Consider the following 18,909-nt stretch of genomic DNA (forward strand, 5'->3'; position numbering starts at 1 on the left):
TAAGCATGAACTTTTCTAAAGAAGAAAAAAAGTTATTGTTACAAATCGCTCGTGACTCAATTTCGGAAGGATTGAGAAAAGGAGGGGGCGTTAATTTCAGCTTAGAACTCCCTCCTCATTTAAAAGAAAAATATGGAGTGTTTGTAACACTCACTCTTGACGATGAACTCAGAGGCTGCATTGGATATATTCTTGGATTTTCACCTTTGTTCGAGCAGGTTTATGATGCTGCAAAAAAAGCTGCATTTGAAGATCCCCGATTTGCACCATTAAGTGCAGAAGAATTGGATTTCATTGATATTGAAATTTCTGTTCTTTCAGTTCCTAAAAGGATAAAATCTATCGATGAAATTAAAATTGGCAAACATGGTCTGATCATTGAAAAAGATACACATCACGGTTTGCTTCTTCCCCAAGTCGCTGTAAAATATAATTGGAATAGTGAAGAGTTTCTCGATCACACTTGTCAGAAAGCAGGTCTAAGGAAACACGATTGGAAATCACCTCAGACAAAAATTGAAATTTTCTCTGCAACTATTTTCTCTGAGAAAGAAGTTTTAAGGAGCAAGTGAAATGACCACTATGGAAGTTCGTGAGCCAGCAGTAAGTGGAATGTTTTATGAGAGAGATCCAAAAAAACTCAAAGCTGAAATCGAAGGTTTTATTGCTGAGGCAAAACCATCAAAGATCGATGGAGAGATCATTGGAATGGTTTCACCCCACGCGGGATATTTTTATTCAGGTAAAACTGCAGCTTACGGGTACAGCCATTTATTGAAGCAAGAGTATGAGACCGTAGTGGTAATCTCGCCGAGTCATTATGAATATTTTGATGGCGCTTCAATATTTGATGGGCATGCGTACTTAACACCCTTTGGCTTAGTCGAAATTGATAGTAAACTACGTGAGACACTTTCGGAAAGTAAAAGTCTTATACAAATTTCAAAAAAAGGGCATGGACGTGAACATGCTCTCGAGGTGCAACTTCCTTTTTTACAAAGCACTCTGAAAAAGTTCAAACTCCTTCCAATCGTGATAGGAAATCAAAGTGAGGAAGTGTGCAATTCTCTTGCAGAGATCCTCGCCGAGGAAACTCATGGAAGAAAAATACTTTTCGTTGCAAGTTCTGATCTTTCTCATTATCACTCACACGAATTAGCTGATTCGCTTGATTCAAGGATTCACACTCATATTGAAAACTTTGATTCCGAATCACTAATGACTGATTTTGAGAATCAAAAAGTCGAAGCTTGCGGCGGAGGTCCGATCGTAACAATCATGCAAACATCAAAACTGTTGGGTGCAAACAAATCAAAAATTTTGTATAGATGCGATTCGAGTGAAGCAAGCGGAGATTTTAGACAAGTCGTTGGATACTTATCTGCAGTGTTTTATAAGTCAAATCAAAAATAAAAATTCAATCCGTCAGTCGACTGATTAAAATTATAATTCAAAAAGAATATTTGAATTCACCAACTGCAGCATGAAGCAAAACAAAAAAATAATAGGGTAAAAGTTATAACTGTGTGAAGAAATTCAGAATTTGCATAATCGGAGCTGGAAGAGTAGGGTCTGCACTTGCCAAACATTTTTACTCAACTGGAATTCAAATTGAACAGATCGTTGATTACGACATTAAAAAGGCAAAGAATCTTGCAGTGAGAACAAATTCCAAAATGTTCTCAAATAAATTAGACATTCTTTCTGAGTATACAAATATTATTTGTATTTCAGTTCAAGACCGAAATATTCAAGAAGTAGTTAATTACTTCTTGGAAAAACACATTATATTAAATTCCGTTTTTGTTTTTCATACTTCCGGTAGTGAAACGTCGGAAGTTTTAAAGCCGCTAAAAAAATTGGGAGCGGAAGTTTTCTCGTTCCATCCATTGTTCAGCTTTGCGTCTGAAAAAATAAATTATGACTTATTAAATACTTTTGTTGCTGTTGAATCAGATTCACGAAGAGCAATTAATTTTGCTGAAATATTTTGCAAGGAAATTAATTGTAAATCAATTGTAATTCAAAAAGACAAAAAAGCACTCTATCATGCTTTTGCTGTGCTCATTTCAAACTATTTAGCCATCCTCCTCAGCAAAGCAGAGAACTCAATACTAAACAAGAAGTCAAAGATTAAACCTGAACAGTTATACAAACCCTTGATTGAATCTACTTTGAAAAATATTGAGATACTTGGAGTTGAAGAAGGATTGACGGGGCCAATCGTTCGTGGTGATAATGAAACAATTGAAAAAAACATCTCAGCACTAAAAGAATATTATCCAGAATTGGCAGATATTTATAAGAGCTTTATGAAATTGGTCAAATGAAAATATTCTATTAAGTCTAAAAGTATCATACTATTAATTTCAAAAAGAATTCTATAGCTAAACTTAAATTGATATAGTTTTTATGTGGATAAAGTCTAGAAGGGTCAATTAATAAAAGTTGGTTCTATTTCTCATTTATTAGTCTTTCAACCACTTGAACAAATCGAATCATTTCTTTAAAATCCACTTCATCTTCTTCTAGCGTAAATACTTTCATGTCCTCATAGTCTCCTTTCGTTCTCTTTTCCAACGCAGTTAAATAAATTCTACCAATTTCAGTTTTCACTTTACCTGTTTTCACAAAAGTCCGATTGAACCAACCCATTAATTGATGATGCTTGGACGTTGAATAATTATTCTTGATTGCTAATGCCATTACAATGTAAAAGAGTATAATAAATTCTATTTTCAGCATTAAAAAGATTTTTCATTTTAATCGCATCATCAGCTTCCTTTATTGTCTCTTTCGCTCTATCTATTCTATATCTTATAAGTAGGTCTTTATCAACTGCCATAAAATATTCCTTCCTTTTTAACATTTTCTCTGAAAGGAGTGACTGGATCTAAAATTTCAGAATGGGAATAAATCTTGCAATCGATAATAACATCATACTCGAGCATAAAATCATAGATTACGGCTGTTATTTCTTTTTCAAATTTCCAATCTATTTCACGGCCAAATGCAAAAAGTAAATCATAATCAGAATCCTCTTCGTGGCTTCCGCTTGCTCTTGAACCAAAGAAATATATCCCTTCAAAATCAGAATATTTAGATTTTAAAGGAGATGAAATCTCTTTAATGATGATTTCAATTTAATTCATTATTAATTATAAAATAAGCTTAGTACTAGTGTAGTTCAATTTATTTCTCTGTACAATTTAAAATTCTTGAATTTGCTATCAAAACAGTCATTAACTATTTTTACCAATAATTCATCAATTTTTTGGAGATAATTTTGAACCTAAATTTAGATACTATTGTTTCATTAGCAAAACGAAGAGGATTTGTTTTTCAATCATCAGAAATTTATGGAGGATTAAACGGTTGCTGGGATTACGGTCCAATGGGCGTCGAACTACTTAACAATATTAAAAATGAATGGTGGAAATCGATGACATACCGTGAAGATGTTGAAGGATTAGATGCCTCGATCTTAATGCACCCGAAAGTGTGGGAAGCATCGGGTCACGTTGCGAACTTTACCGATCCAATGGTTGATTGCAAAGAATGCAAAGCGCGCTTTCGTGCAGATCAAATTGAGGACTCGATGTGTGGAAGTCCGGCATACAAAGGAAGAAAAGCGAGCAAGTGTCAAGCTGAAGAAAAATTTACTGAGCCAAGAAATTTTAATTTGATGTTTAAGACATTTCTCGGTTCAGTCGAAGATTCTTCGTCAGTAGTTTACCTTCGTCCTGAAACAGCACAGGGAATATTTGTTAATTATCTAAACGTTGCAAATTCGTCACGGCAAAAAGTACCATTTGGAATCGCGCAGATTGGAAAAGCTTTTAGGAATGAAATTAATACGAAAAATTTTCTTTTTAGGACAAGAGAATTTGAACAAATGGAAATGCAGTACTTTGTGAAACCTGAAGAAGATATGAAGTACTACGAGTTCTGGAAAGAAAGCAGGATGAATTGGTTCGTTGAACTCGGTTTGAAAAAGGAGAAACTGAGATTTTCAGATCATCCACAAGATAAGCTTGCACATTATGCTAGGGCTGCTGTGGATATTGAATATGAATTTCCATTCGGCTGGGGCGAGATTGAAGGAATTCACAATAGAACTAATTTTGATCTAACTCAGCATCAGCAGTTTTCAGGTAAAGCAATGGAGTACTTTGATGATTCAACGAAAGAAAAATATATTCCATTCATAATTGAGACTTCCGCCGGTGCAAGCAGAAGCTTCATGACATTCTTGATAGATGCTTATCACGAGGAAGAAGTAAAAGGAGAAAAAAGATCAGTCTTAAAATTTCATCAGAAACTTTCGCCGATGAAAGTAGCTGTCTTTCCTCTTGTTAATAGAGATGGAATGCAGGAAATAGCTTCTAACATTACTGAAGATTTGAGAAAATCATTTCGAGCATTCTATGATGATAAAGGAGCAGTTGGAAGAAGATACAGAAGACAAGATGAAATTGGAACTCCATATTGTGTGACCATCGATTCACAAACGCTCGAAGATCAGACCGTTACAATCCGTGAAAGAGATTCGATGGAACAAATTCGTTTAAATATGAATTCAATAAAAAACTATTTATCAGACAAATTAAATTAATAAAGGATTTATTATGAAAAACTTTAGCAAACTATTTTCGATACTTTTATTGTTCGGATTAAGTTTTAGTTTTCTTGGTTCAGATTGTTCAACAGGAACCGATGAGCCAGTAACACCGACAACGGTCGCGCCTGCAACAGGATTAACGATTGCTGTTGATGCAGTAGCAGGCGGAAACAGTTTTGCAATTGCAAACTGGAATCAATCCGCAGACCACAGCAAATCAGACTTTAAAGGTTACATAGTTTCAACCTACGAAGTGAACTTGATGGGAGAAAATATTTCCAAGTTCGATTCAACTTTGGTTCTTAAAACAGAATCAAGAAAAAGAACTATTAATTCGATAGCACGAGGTAAAAAATACAAGACTTATGTTTATGCAGTGAACAATGCAAATAAACTGAGTATCCCAATTGGGAGTATTATTTTTGGCGGTGTGTATTACAATAATGATGGAATAATAGATGAGTTCAAAGATCCAAGTCCAGCAAAATCTGGTTATGGGTGGGATCCATCAACCGGCGTTGGAACGCAATACTCGTTTGCTTCAGCAAACTTCTCAAATATTGATCTACATATGCGAACGGATGGAACTGTGCTCACATTTTATTCACCTAAACAAGGCGACTCCAGAGCACGAGATACAAAATTCTCGCAAGTTCCTGGAGACAAGCAATTCGCATTTGATTTAATTGAAGGATTAACCGAGCCGAACCTAGCAAAAATATCTGCTGTAAAAGACAATGTTTATTTATTAAAAACCCAAGACGAAATTTATATTAAGGTCTGGGTAAAGAATATCAAGACTACTGGTTCAGGCACATCTGCTTATCAGACAGTAGAATTTGATTATAAAGTTCAACCGGTCACAAATTTTAGAGTTGTAAAAAAATAATCGAATTCGAAAACAATTATGTGATAGATTTGGATAAAGCCCGTCAAAGTTGATGGGCTTTTTTTTGAAACACAATAATCGTTGCAGCGTAGTAAACTCAGAAATGAAATTTGAAATGAAGATATCATTATTAGCTTTGACTTTTTTTCTTTTATATTCAAAACCAATAATCTCGCAAGATTTCTCTCCGTTCGAAGTGAAAGTTAGAAAAGGGATCGATTATATTTACAATATCAAATTCGATTCTGCAGAAGTTGTCTTTAAAGATCTAATGTCTTCTTACCCTTCGCATCCAGCCGGAAGATTTTTTTTGGCAATGGTCGATTGGTGGAGAATCGCCTTGGATTATGATAATGAATCTTACGACGAAAAGTTCTTCGCAAAGCTGGAAGATGTGATTTTTCACTGCGATCAGATGCTAAAAAAGAATGAAAAGGACGTGAATGCACTTTTTTTCAAAGGTGGAGCGATTGGATTTCGTGGAAGACTTCGTGCAGTTCGTGAAAGTTGGATTAAAGCTGCTGATGATGGACGTGAGGCTCTGCCGCTGCTGAAATTAGTTTATTCAATTGATTCAACGAATCAAGATATTTTATTTGGAATGGGAATTTACAATTACTTTGCATCGGTAATTCCCGACCGCTATCCTTACATTAAGCCACTGATGATTTTCTTTCCAAAAGGAGATAAGACTACCGGGCTTAATCAATTGATCGACGCATCCAAAAAAGCAAAATATTCTTCAACAGAAGCGATGTATTTTTTATTGACTCTGTATTATCAGTTTGAAGAAGATTTTTATGAAGCTCGTGATTATGCAGAAAAGTTGATAAAAAAATATCCCGATAATCCAATCTTTCAACGGTATTACGGACGAACTTATGTTAGATTAGGCGACTATGAAAATGCATCATTCGTATTTAAGGATGTTTATCTAAAAAGTAAAAATGGATTTGATGGATACGGATTAAACGCTCGTCGCGAGGCATTGTACTACATGGGAATTTATTTCAGGCATATTGCAAAATATGATTCGGCAATCATTTTTCTGAATGAGTCAATCGATGTAAGTAAGCAAATAGATAAGAAGGGAGATGAATCAGGCTTTCAGACTTCAGCTGTATTGAATTTGGGGCTTGCATATGATCAATCAAAAAATAGAGAAAAAGCTGTCGAAACTTATAAATATTGTCTCTCCATAAAAGATTGGAATAATTCTCACGATCTTGCAAAAATGTATTTGGAAAATGCTTATGGAAGCAAATAGGCTATGATCCAAATGTATCAAGCAAAAATCATCGATCGTTGATCATCAATCCTGACTGTAGGTGTTAATCGTTATTTTTTTTGTTTCGGATATATTACTATTAAAATTATGCAGATTGACTTTTTGTCATGTTGAGTCCCGAGGAATCGGGACGAAACATCTCAAAAATCCAGAAAATTACAACCTCAGATTTTTCATCCGTCAGTTGACGGATTCAGAATGACAGTTATATGTAACTTCAGCTATTAACAAAAATCATATTTAGCTGGATTCTGTACCGCATAAACTTATTATCACAGCCGTTGTCAATTTTCAATTAATACACTATATTTTCGGCAGATGAATACGTTTATTCTTCTCATATTGATCCTAATTTTTGGATTCATCTCATTTCACTTTATCAATCAAAAGTTACAGGATAAGTTTCTCTATTTCACTGGATTGGAGTATCTATTTCTCGGTATACTAATTGGCTCTCCATTTTTAACCTGGATCAATGCATATTTTGCAATCGATTTTCCGATTCTTCTTTCGCCGCAATCATCATTGCAGCTGAAGCCTGTGATCGCTTTAATCATTGGCACAGTTGGATTTACTACAGGTTTAAAATTGCGGTTTAAAGACTTTTCGGAGATGAATAGGGAAAGACTGAGACTTGCGTTAACAGATGTAGTAATCACCACTTTAGTTTTATTTTTTGTTTTCTTTGGGATTTTCAGATTCTTCTTTTCGGGGAATCTAACTTTCGATGAAGCTTTGGTAAATGCTCTGGTCCTTGGAACTACTGCATCTACATATTCTCCAAGTGTACTGCAAACTCTGCGCCACAAATTCAACATTGATGGCCCCAATTATAAATCGCTTCTATTCAGTTCGAGTATCAGTAATATAATTTCGATTATCTCATTCGGGATGCTTTTCTCAATCGTGCATCAAGGTGTGCCAAAGAATCTCGATATCACTGTGACAGAATGGTTTGTGATAAACATTGTGATCGGAATTATCATTGGAATTTTATTTATCATCTTTCTTGAAAGAGAAGAGGACGAAAATAAATTATTTCTCGCATTAATGGGGATAATAATTTTTACAAGCGGCGTTGCTTACTATTTGAATTTTTCGACTCTTTTCATTTCCTTGATAATGGGAATTTTCATCGCTAACACTTCTAAAGTGCATAAACGGCTTGAAGCTGCACTTGAAAAACTTGAGCATCCATTTTATGTGATTATTTTAATTTATGCCGGCTCAATCTTATATGTGAACAACTGGTATATTTGGGTAGCAGGACTTGGACTTTATCTCATACTCAGAATGAATATAAAAAACTTCAATGGCTGGTTTGCATATCAAGCAAGCTACGATAAAACTGCACTCAGCCCAACTATTGGTAAGGGTCTAAACAGCCAGGGTTTGATTGCAATTGCAATGGCATTGAATTTTATTCAAGTCTATGAAAATGAATTTTCAATTTTGGTTTTCAGTGTAATTATTGCTGCGGTGATCGTGAATGAGTTTCTGAGCATTAAATGGACGCGAGATGTTTTGATCGATTTAAACGAAATATCACCAATGAAGAAAGAATCTTGACATGTCGCTTCTTCGTAAAATAATTGTCATAGTCAGTTTCTTTCTTTTGATGAACGTGATCGATTATCTTCAAGTTGATACAGTTCAGCTATTAAGTCCCAAAACTCTTGCAGCATTGGGATTTATTTTTCTTGCTGCATATGCATTTGGGGATCTTGCTTTCCAGTTTAAGCTTCCTAAAATTAGCGGTTACTTAATAGCAGGAATTATTTTTGGCCCATACTCGGAATTCATTTTTGGAACTGATATACTTAGTGTCTTTTCTCTTGATGTTGTTAATGATATAAAATTAATAAACGGACTGGCAGTAGGTTTAATTGCACTTACAGCCGGCGGTGAATTACGGATTTCTGAATTGAGACCAATTTTTAAAGGTATGACTTATGTTATACTCTTTAAGCTTCTTTTTATTAGCACGATAATTTTTGCTGTTGTATTACTATCGGCGCCTTATGTACCAATTTTTGCATCGCAGCCATTTGCTGTAATTCTCGCAATTGCTATCTTTCTTTCTATTTTAATGCTTGGAACTTCTCCTGCGGCTACTATCGCTGTGATAAATGAAACGCAGTCGAAAGGGAGAATGACAAATTTTGTTCTCGGTACTGCCGTACTAAAAGATGTTGTGATGGTATTATTATTGGCATTCGGAATAACTTATGCTAAACTTAATTTATCCGCCGATGGTGGATTCGAATGGGGATTGATATTTGATAATATTTTAGAACTTCTCTTTTCGCTGGGAGCCGGTGCTGTTTTTGGATATTTGTTTATCCTTTATTTTAAGTATGTCAATTCTGAAAAAGTTCTGTTTATACTTTCGGCGATTTTGATAATTACGGAAATTTCTAATGCGCTTCATTTGGATTCACTGCTTGTATTTATTGCGATTGGATTTTTCGTCCAGAACTTTTCAAAGTTCGGACATGATTTCATCGATCCAATTGAAAAACTTTCAGTTCCGATATATGTAGTTTTCTTTACAATCGCCGGAGCTGGGTTAAACATTGAATCGTTCTATTTAGCATATCAAATAGCAATTCTTGTTTTCGTTGTGCGAATTATATTGATTTACATTTCATCAAAACTTGGAACCAAACTTGCTAATGAGCCTCAACCAATTCAGCAGAATCTTTGGCTTGGTTTTATTTCTCAGTCTGCTGTTGTAATCGGTTTATCAATAATTATTTTACAGAAAGTGCCAGAGATTGGTGGTGTTTTTAATCCTATAATTATTGGAATAGTTGGATTAAACCTTTTATTTGGACCTGTCTCTTTTAAGTTTGCTCTCCGAAAAGTAAAGGAAACACGCGATTCAGTTGAAGGGGAAAGTGAGCTAAAGCCGGAACCTGTGATTCGAAAAAAAATAACCGAATTTGAACCATTACCTGCTAAAAAAATAATTAAGCCCGATTTTGAAAATGAAACATTAAATCAAAAAGTTGATGAGCTTCGTTCTAAACTTGTAAACATTTTTCTCGAGTTTCAAAATAACTTTATCAATAAAAGGAGCGAGGGATCGATAGAGTTTTTCTATCAAATAACAGAAAAATATATCGATGAGTATCAAAAGCTTAAATCTGTCTTCACAAAACCAAGAGTATCTGCTAAAGAATTAAAAACGCAAATATTAAATGTTCAGAGTGATATAGCCGATTGGTTTGCAGGTTTATGCTTCGCAAGGAAGAATATTGAGAAAGAAATATTAACTGCCGAGCATTTGCTCCAGAGACTTTTTGATGACTTGAAAGAATTTTGTGATGAAGCAGATGAGTATATCATCGTAACTCAGGAAGATGATAGATTTATAACTCGTGAAGAAGATTCATTAAAAGTAAAAATTGGAAAAAGTTTAACTAGACTTAACCGCAGCTTAAGGAAAATTTCAGGTATCAAAGCACCGATAAAGAGAAAAATTCCTTTTATAAAATTGGTTAAATATTATTTTGATTGGCAAATACCTGCGGAGATGGAGAAGATCGCTTTCTTTGTTGGAATGGAGCGGCTGACTGTGTTGCAGAGAGTTAAAAAAATTTATGATGATTTAACATATAATTTCGAAGAATTGCTTAATCTTATCGCCGAACATAAAGATATCGAGGCGGTCTCCACTATTGCACTCGATAAACTGAATGACATTCACGAAAAGCTGAAAGCCGAAATTAGAATTGTGAACGATGAGATAACGCAATCAAATCAAAATATTAATGTTCGGTTGGAATATGCTTTTGCGAATCCCTATAACGAGTTTTTAGAAGCACTGACCAACGCCGGCACAGTGGAACTTTCTCATCGAAAATTTGATTTTTCCAAAATCTACAAAAAAAGTCTTGAAGCTAAGGAGAGTACGCTTGAGACAATCCGTTTCTGGGTGAATTATTTTCTAGGTTATCTTGGGGTAAGCGAGCGGGATGCAAAAATTTATCTTCTTGCAGGAAAGGTTAACAGCGTAATTGATGACACAATGATTCGTTTTTCGGATACGATCAACGAAAGCCTTCGTTCAATAACAACAGAATTAATTCGGCTTTTCAAAAAAATGAACTCCGAACTCGCAAATCCTGCATTGATCAAAATTGAAAATATATTAAAGATAAAAGAACAAGTAAGCATTTACAGAAACGAGCTTTTATTACTTCTCCATGAAAAAGGGATCACAAGACTTTCTAACATAAATAAGAGCAAAAAGTTTAACACTATAATCACCGTTTTGCTGGAAAACTTTTCTAATCTTGCACAGTCATGTGATCCGACTATACAAGTGCTCGATCAAAAAGATTTTGAGATTAAAGAAACGAAGACTGAATACATTCCACTTAAGACTCTTCAATTCAGAGCGATCGTAAAATCTTTTTTAGAGAAAGATTTATCGAGAGAAATCAGTAAAATCAACGAGATTATCTCGAGTCATTTAACAAGTTCAATCTACGAACTAAAAAATATCAGCAATATTGTTAATTATCATTTTACTGCAGCAGTGGATGAAATCGATCGCAAACCTAAATCCGATGTAGAACTGAAGAAAATCTTGGATGATACAATTTTAGAATCTGCCAAACTAATCAAGGATAAAGTAAAAATTTGGGATAGAGAAATTGATAATCTCGAAAGAGAAATTGAAGTTGGCCTTACAGAAAAGATCTATAGAAGTATCAGCAGGTTAAAACACATTGTCACTCACGAACCAACAAAATATGCGGCGCATCATCTTGAACAGGAAGAACGACTGATTAAGATCAAGTCATTTTATTTCAAAATTTATGACAACATTCTCGAGAAATTTCATTCCAGTAAAAAATATATTTCAAGTCAATATCAGGAATTACTCAGACCGATTTTCAAAGAAGTTAAACATCGAGTTTTAGAAGAATTTAAAGACACGAGCACGATCATCTATTGTTATAATCAAACAATTATCGATCCGAAAGTTTACGAAACACTCCCATTCATTTATAGAAAATTATTCGATTACAATTCATCCGAAGTAACTGAGTTTATTATTGGAAGAGATGATGAACGAGAAGTGATCATCCAGGCAAATCAGCGTGTACTAAATAATTTGCCAGGTTCGGTTGCTATAATCGGCGATGCAGGCACCGGAAAGAGCAGCTTGATCAATTACTATTTAAAAGATTATTCCTCTGGTGAAAATGTCTTACGAATAAATTTCACTCAATCGCTAGATAGTGATCGAGATCTGCTGAATGTATTGGTTGATTTATTCAAACTTGATTACGTCCATTCATTTGAAGAATTACGTGATGAATTGCTGCTGCCGGGTCAATCTTACACCGTAATACTTGAAGATATTCATGAATTATTTTTGCGCCGCTACGGCGGATTTAATGCTATTCGAAAACTATTACTTTTAATATCCGAAACGAGTCACAAAGTATTTTGGATAACTTCAATTTCGTCTCATGCATGGCAGCTTTTAAATAATTTCTTAATAATAAGTAATTATTTTCCATATCAAATTCATACAGAGGATCTATCCAGAGAGGAATTAAAAGATGCACTCCTCTCGCGCCATCAGACATCAGGATTTGATGTCGAATATTTACCAAGTGAAACGGCCAAATTAAAACGTCAATTCAAACATGCTTTTGGTGCTGAGGAAAAAAGAAACATTCTCGAAATCGAATTCTTTAATGACCTCGCAAAGGCATGCGAAGGGAATATAACTTCGGCAATGTTTTATTGGCTGCGCTCAATCGAGTCAATTAGGGGAAATATTATTCGTCTAAATCCCCTTAAGAAAATTGATTTTTCGTTTTTGCAAATTTATGAAGTAAAAAAACTGCTGACACTTGCGAGTTTAATCCGTCATGGAAATCTTAAAATCTCCGAGCATCAAAAGATATTCAATCTCGGATTTGATGAATCACTCGCGATACTGAACTTTCTTTCAACGACGAATTTAGTTCTGTATGAAGTCAATCAATATCAAGAGAAGGTATTTTATATAAACCGCGCAATCTATAAACCGCTTGAACTCGAACTTAAGAGGTTAAATGTTTTTGAGTAAAATCGTTAAAATATTTTTCATCGTTTGTTTATTTTTACTGAATCTGCAGGCACAAACAACTTCTGTAAGACGAACAGATTCGATTCGGATCAAAACTGTAGATACTGCTTTTACCCGATTAAGTTCAATAGATTCTCTAAGAAAATATGAAGCCTCGCGAGAAACAATAATTATACACGATACAACACTTCAGACGATCCACGATACGATATTAATGCACGATACACTAACTTCGCATGATACGGTTCACAGCGAAACTAATTTATTTTTCTTTCCGGAAGTAAAGGAACTGAAAATTCAGGAAAGTTTTTCTTTCTGGAAAATAGTTTTTTCATTGCTGTTAATTTTGATCGGCGGCTGGATCAATTGGCGCGTCAATAAATTCTATCTTCGTTATCATATAATTGAAAAATTCAAGTACGGAGATTTCATAAAAATTTTGTTTCACATTTTCTTGTGGTTGATAATTTCCTACTTGATCTTATTCTACATTATCGTACCATCAAGTTTTGTTATGATAGTTTTAGGTGCTGCGCTTCTGTTAATGATTGTGCTTGCATCCAATGACTTTGTGAAAAATGTGATAGGCGGGATTATATTACTTTTAGACAGGCCATTCACCTACGGCGATTGGATAAAAATAAATGATTACTATGGGAAAATCCGCTCAAAAAGTTTTCGGTCAGTTGAAATAATTACACTCGATGATTCAATCATCAATCTGCCGAACCAGCTTTTCTTGCAGAATGCTGTCGAGAATCTTAATGTCGTCTCAAAGAATAAACAAGTTAACATTACTGTGAAAGTTCCTCAAAGTGTTGATGTTATCGAAGCCAAAAAGATTTTATTCGAAGTCGGAACAACGTCGATATTTAACTCTGCTTCAAAACCAACTGAAGTTACATTTAAGGGGCTATCACCGGAAGGAATGAATGAATTTAATATCAAAGCGTTCGTCTTTGATGCAAAGTATGAAAACGAATTGCGCACTAATATCCTCGAGACGATTAACAACATCCTCAATGATCATTTCAGTCAATTGTCTCCACCTAAATCTTAAATTTTAAATTAACGGTCTGAAGTTACGCAGAATTGACTTTTTGTCATGTTGAGTCCCGAGGAATCGGGACGAAACATCTCAAAAATCCAGAAAATTACAACCTCAGATTCTTCATCCGTCAGTTGACGGATTCAGAATGACGGTTTTGCGTAACTTCAGAAACGGTCATTTAATATAACCCGACTCCCAGTAAAAACTGCTTTGAGTATACATTGTTAAACTGATTTTATTAAGGTATTGTATTTGCCATTTTAAAGAATTATCTTGAATAAGATAAATTAGTCTGATTAAGGAAAATTGTTAAATGTTGAGAAAAATTGTAAAAATTGATGAATCAAAATGTGACGGCTGCGGCGATTGTGTTCCATCCTGTGCCGAAGGTGCGCTTCAAATAATTGACGGTAGAGCGAGATTGATAAGCGATTTGTTTTGCGATGGTCTCGGTGCGTGTCTTGGGCATTGTCCACAAGAAGCGATTACGATTGAAGAACGTGAAGCCGAACCTTACGACGAGCGTCAAGTGATGGATTACATCATCAGAGGGGGAGCGAATGTAATAAAAGCACACCTCAAGCACTTGAAAGATCATAACGAATTAGAATATCTAAACACGGCAGTCTCTTATCTTGAGGAAAAAGGCATCGAAAATCCATTAAATGGCGGATTGGAAAAACCTGCAGAAGTGAAATGCGGATGTCCTGGGGCACAGACACTGCAGCTTGATGTAGTCCAAAACGAAAATGAAGAAACTGGAATGCGTTCATCACAATTACGACAATGGCCTGTCCAGTTGCATCTCGTTTCCCCTCGTGCGCCTTATTTTCAAAATGCGGATTTAGTTCTCACTGCCGATTGTGTCCCATTCGCGTATGCTGATTTTCATAAAGATTATTTAAAAGGGAAGGGACTTGCAATTGCATGTCCAAAGCTCGATTCGAACAAGCAGATCTATTTGGAAAAGCTAGTCTCGATGATCGATGATTCGCGTATCAAATCAATAAAAGTTTTGATCATGCAGGTTCCATGTTGTTCCGGTTTAGCGAACCTCGCGCAACAATCAGTCGATTCAGCAGTAAGAAAAATCCCGATAAACTTTGTCGTCTTCGGAATTAACGGAAATGTACTTGAAGAGGGGAGATTGAATTGATTTTTGGGTAACGATTTGCATACTAAATACAAATAAAAAATATGGTACATACCGAGCAATTCATTTTTGCTAATTCAATTTGTTTGCTGAGGTCGAATCGAGTTTTGAATGTCGGGGGAATCTTCAAATTTTGGGAATATGGAGTAACGTGGGTGTGCTTGACAAAATATAGCCGAAAACTTAACATTATCTTTTGTAAGGTTATAACAAAAGGAATGGAGTTTCTTAAACAGGGTATCAAACTATACGAGCAGAAAATCAAACTTGTGCGACTTTGTCGTAGAACGACAACTTAAATACTTACACAAACAGGCAAAGCGTTTTGGTTTTACTCTTTCTCCTCAATTACAGGAATGAGTTCATTAGCATTGGCTTGTTAGTGGCTTTCACTATTGTTCCTCCAAAGTTATTGACAAACCAAGTTTCATAAACTTTACATCGGGAATAACTTTTAAAGCAAATTCAAGTTGAATATCTTTTCGTTCGGCGACAATCAATCCTTTCACTTTTTGCCCATCTTTACATAGTTCTTCTTTAGTCCAACCCATATAACGTAAAATTTGTCCAATGGTTTTATCCGTCGCTTGACGCTTTATTTCTATAACAACAAAATTTCCTTTGTCATCTATACAAAGCATATCCATTATTCCAACAGTTTGCGTATCATATTGCCCATTCTTAGAAATTTGCTCTTCTTCATCAAAATATTTTAATGTTGGGAAAAGACGATTAAAATTTCTGTGCAATAGACTTTGATAGTGCTGAACTTCCAGAGCTTCAAATTGCTGTTCTTCGACAACCTCTGATTCTGCCGTTGTTAAATTTGATTGCCCATTATCTTTTGGAAAAGCGTGATATAGTAATCGAGCGTATTCAAAATTCTCAAACTGCCTATGACTTAATTCTTCCAATCTATCTTTTATTTTAAAGAGTTTATAATTGAATTCGAGATAGAGAGCAAATCCAGTATTTTCAGTTTCCGCTCCACTTGAAAGTATTTCATAAAGAAAATGGTCTTGATCATTAAAGATTGGTAAGAATACTTCTGGGAAATAAATACTCAACATTTTTGGCAAAACAGTTCTGCCAGTTTTAAAGCCATTTATTTCTTTTGATAGATTTACAAGAGTGTTGATTTGTAGAGTAACTGTTCCATCGGCATTATATACGTTAGCAGGATCTATTGATATAATTTTTTGAAGAAGTGATTTGATTTTTCTAAAATCTGATTCATAACCATATTTATACTTTGAACCACCTTTAATACTACCAAGACTTCTTGTTCCCCATTCAAGGTCATATGCAAGACAGCCTTGCTTTTTACCAAGTCCAGCAAAGTAATCTTCTTTTGTCAGATTATCGATTTTTTCTTTACTATGAATTAGTCGGAATTCATTTCTAAGATTAATTACTTCATTAATATTTTGTTCAGTCCAAACAAAGCTGTCCAATTTTTGAATGATTTTTTCTATTGATTCATCATTGATTACCATTATATCTCCATATTTAGCTTAGCCACTAACGGTGTGTTATGTTAAATCGCGACCCACCAAAAAGAAGGTGGGTAAACATACCGTTTGAGTTCTCTCTAATTTAGTTATTTATTTTCTTTAATTAAAAGTTATACAACCTGTTATTCGTCGTCCTTTTTATCCGCATTTAGCGGAGCGACAATTAATGTATTCGTTATCAATGAACCGGGCCGCATTCTTGCTTGACGCAATAAAATAAATATTCGGACTTGCCGATTTTGCACGCCGTTAGCCGCGGTCACCGGTTCTTAAGCTGCTTTACCTGTTCGACAGGCATTCTTATTTATTTCGTATACTTCTTCTTTCTGAGTAATTGCATGTACTTTCATCATTAACTTACGAGCTACTGCTACTATCGCCTTCTGTTTGCATCCACTGCTTCGGTACACTCTTTCAAACTTATTTAACAAACTTCCATCTTTTCTTACTGCTACCCATGCTAATTGTATTATTATTGATCTTAGTTGTCTGCTTCCAATTAGTCCAGTTCTGCTTCTTATTGTTGCGTCTCCGCTGCTTTGCTCTCCGGGGGTTAATCCTAAATAATGAGTAAGCTTTTCTCCTCGTTCAAATCTACTTTTAATGTCAAATAAATACACAACTAATCTTACTGCACTTACTATTCCGATTCCATTGATTTGGTTTATCCGAATTACTTTTTCCCGCAATTCTTCATCTTCTCCGATCTCTTTGATTCTTTTCTCTGTATCCTTGATCTGTTCTTTTACGAACTCATATTCTTTTATCAGCACTTCGAACTTTCGATTAAATATATCTTCTTGAAAACGAACCAGCTTCAACTTTTCAATGAACTCTTTATTCCACTTTGCCCATTTCAGTTCATGGTTCTTACATTCGAGTATACATCTGATTTGACGAAGTATCTGTCCTTCCCGCATCTTCTCTTTATCGTAGATTCTGAATATCGAACGATACTCACGTATCTTCATTGTTGGTACTTTCACTTCTCTTAGTAACCCACGCGAATGTTGAAACGCCAACTTTCTCGAATCTATTTTGTCAGTCTTAACTATACTTCCGTCTCGGTAGATTCTGTTCGTCGGTGTGACTATTATTTTGTAGCCTCGTTCATGAAAGTAATCATAAATCCAAAATCCCGAAAAGCAGCATTCGTAAACAATATGGTAATTAGCTCCTTTATAATTACTTACTAAAAAGTTCTCCAGTTCTTCTGCATACGGGTGCATACTGAATGTTTTCAATTCAAGATCGTAAGTTCTTACGGTTACTACCCAGCGTTTCTTATGAACGTCAATACCTATGTAAATTTCTTTTTTGTCAAAGAACGAAACTGAATTTTCCGATACTTTCATTTTGAGTTCTCCTTTTTTTGTTTGTTTTCCGAGAACTCAATTTATTATTTTCTTTAAACATACGTTCTTGCAACTAACAAGCGGCTGCAACGTTTATGTTGTTTATATTTTGTTTTACTGACAATGTTATTTACTTACTAAAAATCTTTTCTTACCGAACCAACCCGAACTGCAAATGCCAAGACCGACTGAAGCCGTCTTGTTGAGTTGCAGGTTATACCACGTCATTGATTATTAATTTTATAAGTAATACCTAAGCCAAGATATCCAGTTTCTTTTTTATTAATTGATAGTGCCCATTTTAACATCAGTCCAACTATGTTTTTATACAAATTGTATTCCCACTCCATTCCCCATTTAATTAAAAACTTATCGGATTTAGTATCTTCGTGTAGTAGATGAAACGACAAACCAATAAATGGTGAGACGTTAAAATTCTTTCCTCTAATACTATGACGGCCATAAAAACTAATATCCCAATTAGTATATGAATTACCTCCACCTCCAACATCTAAACTGAGTCTATTATAGTATTCTGTGCCTATTAAAAATCCTATACTATACTTGCCGTTACTATAACTTATTAAATCATAATCGAATAAAGCACCAATTTCGTTTGAAAATAATAATGAAGTTGCTTCAAATTGGATTTCCCAATAATTATTCTGTTCAATACTATCAGAATTTTCTTGACTAAAAGAAATACTATAAAAAGCTGACCAAAACAATAAAATCAATATCAAGTTTTTCAAATTCATTCTGCTTTCTTTATTGGTATAACTATTAATTATCCTGCACAGCTTTATTATATCTAGAATGATATACTGCGTGCAGGTGCATGATATCATTCCAATTGTTTTGTTTTTCTTTCAAATTCACAATATTTAAAAATAGGTCTTGCATATCTATAATCCTTGTATTATTCAGTCTAATGGACTCTT

15 protein-coding genes are annotated in these 18,909 nt (G+C 34.7%); 10 read left to right on the forward strand and 5 right to left on the reverse strand.

Features of this window, described 5'->3' with window-relative positions:
• Nucleotides 1-5 precede the first annotated feature (5 nt).
• The 3 genes from amrA to FJ213_02705 all read left to right on the forward strand — a co-directional run bounded on the left by amrA (nt 6) and on the right by FJ213_02705 (nt 2,330).
• Nucleotides 6-572, forward strand: coding sequence for an AmmeMemoRadiSam system protein A (amrA, locus tag FJ213_02695; protein ID MBM4175068.1), 567 nt, complete (start codon nt 6-8; stop codon nt 570-572).
• A 10-nt stretch (nt 573-582) separates the two neighbouring features.
• Nucleotides 583-1,413 (forward strand): AmmeMemoRadiSam system protein B, encoded by an 831-nt coding sequence (amrB, locus tag FJ213_02700; GenBank protein ID MBM4175069.1) that lies wholly within the window; start codon nt 583-585, stop codon nt 1,411-1,413.
• A gap of 113 nt (nt 1,414-1,526) precedes the next feature.
• Entirely contained in the window at nt 1,527-2,330 is an 804-nt protein-coding gene (locus tag FJ213_02705; GenBank protein MBM4175070.1) for a DUF2520 domain-containing protein, read from the forward strand.
• Between the two features lie 124 nt (nt 2,331-2,454).
• On the opposite strand, the gene FJ213_02710 is transcribed toward FJ213_02705, so the two are convergent.
• Together FJ213_02710 and FJ213_02715 are read right to left on the reverse strand one after the other, a co-directional pair.
• Nucleotides 2,455-2,745 (reverse strand): HEPN domain-containing protein, encoded by a 291-nt coding sequence (locus FJ213_02710; protein MBM4175071.1) that lies wholly within the window; start codon nt 2,743-2,745, stop codon nt 2,455-2,457.
• Between the two features lie 89 nt (nt 2,746-2,834).
• Nucleotides 2,835-3,143, reverse strand: coding sequence for a nucleotidyltransferase domain-containing protein (locus FJ213_02715; protein MBM4175072.1), 309 nt, complete (start codon nt 3,141-3,143; stop codon nt 2,835-2,837).
• A gap of 140 nt (nt 3,144-3,283) precedes the next feature.
• Between FJ213_02715 and FJ213_02720 the strand changes: the two genes are divergently transcribed.
• The 7 genes from FJ213_02720 (at nt 3,284) to FJ213_02750 (ending at nt 15,102) form a co-directional block, all read left to right on the forward strand.
• On the forward strand, nt 3,284-4,615 hold the full coding sequence (locus FJ213_02720; protein ID MBM4175073.1) for a glycine--tRNA ligase: 1,332 nt from the start codon (nt 3,284-3,286) through the stop codon (nt 4,613-4,615).
• Between the two features lie 13 nt (nt 4,616-4,628).
• Nucleotides 4,629-5,510, forward strand: a complete 882-nt coding sequence (locus FJ213_02725) for a hypothetical protein (protein ID MBM4175074.1) — start codon at nt 4,629-4,631, stop codon at nt 5,508-5,510.
• A gap of 115 nt (nt 5,511-5,625) precedes the next feature.
• The gene (locus tag FJ213_02730) at nt 5,626-6,777 is read left to right on the forward strand and encodes a tetratricopeptide repeat protein (GenBank protein MBM4175075.1); all 1,152 of its coding nucleotides are present in this window, start codon (nt 5,626-5,628) and stop codon (nt 6,775-6,777) included.
• 339 nt (nt 6,778-7,116) lie between these two features.
• A complete protein-coding gene (locus tag FJ213_02735) occupies nt 7,117-8,367 on the forward strand; it encodes a hypothetical protein (GenBank protein ID MBM4175076.1) in 1,251 nt (416 codons plus the stop codon).
• Between the two features lies 1 nt (nt 8,368).
• The gene (locus FJ213_02740) at nt 8,369-12,895 is read left to right on the forward strand and encodes a hypothetical protein (GenBank protein ID MBM4175077.1); all 4,527 of its coding nucleotides are present in this window, start codon (nt 8,369-8,371) and stop codon (nt 12,893-12,895) included.
• Nucleotides 12,882-13,955 (forward strand): mechanosensitive ion channel, encoded by a 1,074-nt coding sequence (locus FJ213_02745; GenBank protein ID MBM4175078.1) that lies wholly within the window; start codon nt 12,882-12,884, stop codon nt 13,953-13,955. Before FJ213_02740 ends, FJ213_02745 begins: the two co-directional genes overlap by 14 nt.
• Nucleotides 13,956-14,259: 304 nt before the next feature.
• Nucleotides 14,260-15,102 carry a 4Fe-4S ferredoxin gene (locus FJ213_02750; GenBank protein MBM4175079.1) on the forward strand — a complete coding sequence of 281 codons (843 nt, stop codon included), beginning with the start codon at nt 14,260-14,262 and terminating at the stop codon, nt 15,100-15,102.
• A 389-nt stretch (nt 15,103-15,491) separates the two neighbouring features.
• Here the strand turns inward: FJ213_02750 and FJ213_02755 are convergent, their stop codons facing one another.
• From FJ213_02755 to FJ213_02765, 3 genes are all read right to left on the reverse strand, one after another.
• Nucleotides 15,492-16,595: a DUF91 domain-containing protein gene (locus tag FJ213_02755; protein ID MBM4175080.1), complete on the reverse strand. Its 1,104-nt coding sequence runs from the start codon at nt 16,593-16,595 to the stop codon at nt 15,492-15,494.
• A gap of 287 nt (nt 16,596-16,882) precedes the next feature.
• The gene (locus FJ213_02760) at nt 16,883-17,968 is read right to left on the reverse strand and encodes an IS110 family transposase (protein ID MBM4175081.1); all 1,086 of its coding nucleotides are present in this window, start codon (nt 17,966-17,968) and stop codon (nt 16,883-16,885) included.
• 224 nt (nt 17,969-18,192) lie between these two features.
• Nucleotides 18,193-18,720 (reverse strand): hypothetical protein, encoded by a 528-nt coding sequence (locus tag FJ213_02765; GenBank protein MBM4175082.1) that lies wholly within the window; start codon nt 18,718-18,720, stop codon nt 18,193-18,195.
• Nucleotides 18,721-18,909: the final 189 nt, after the last annotated feature.

Source organism: Ignavibacteria bacterium, from assembly GCA_016873845.1.
GTDB lineage: Bacteria > Bacteroidota > Ignavibacteria > Ch128b > Ch128b > JAHJVF01.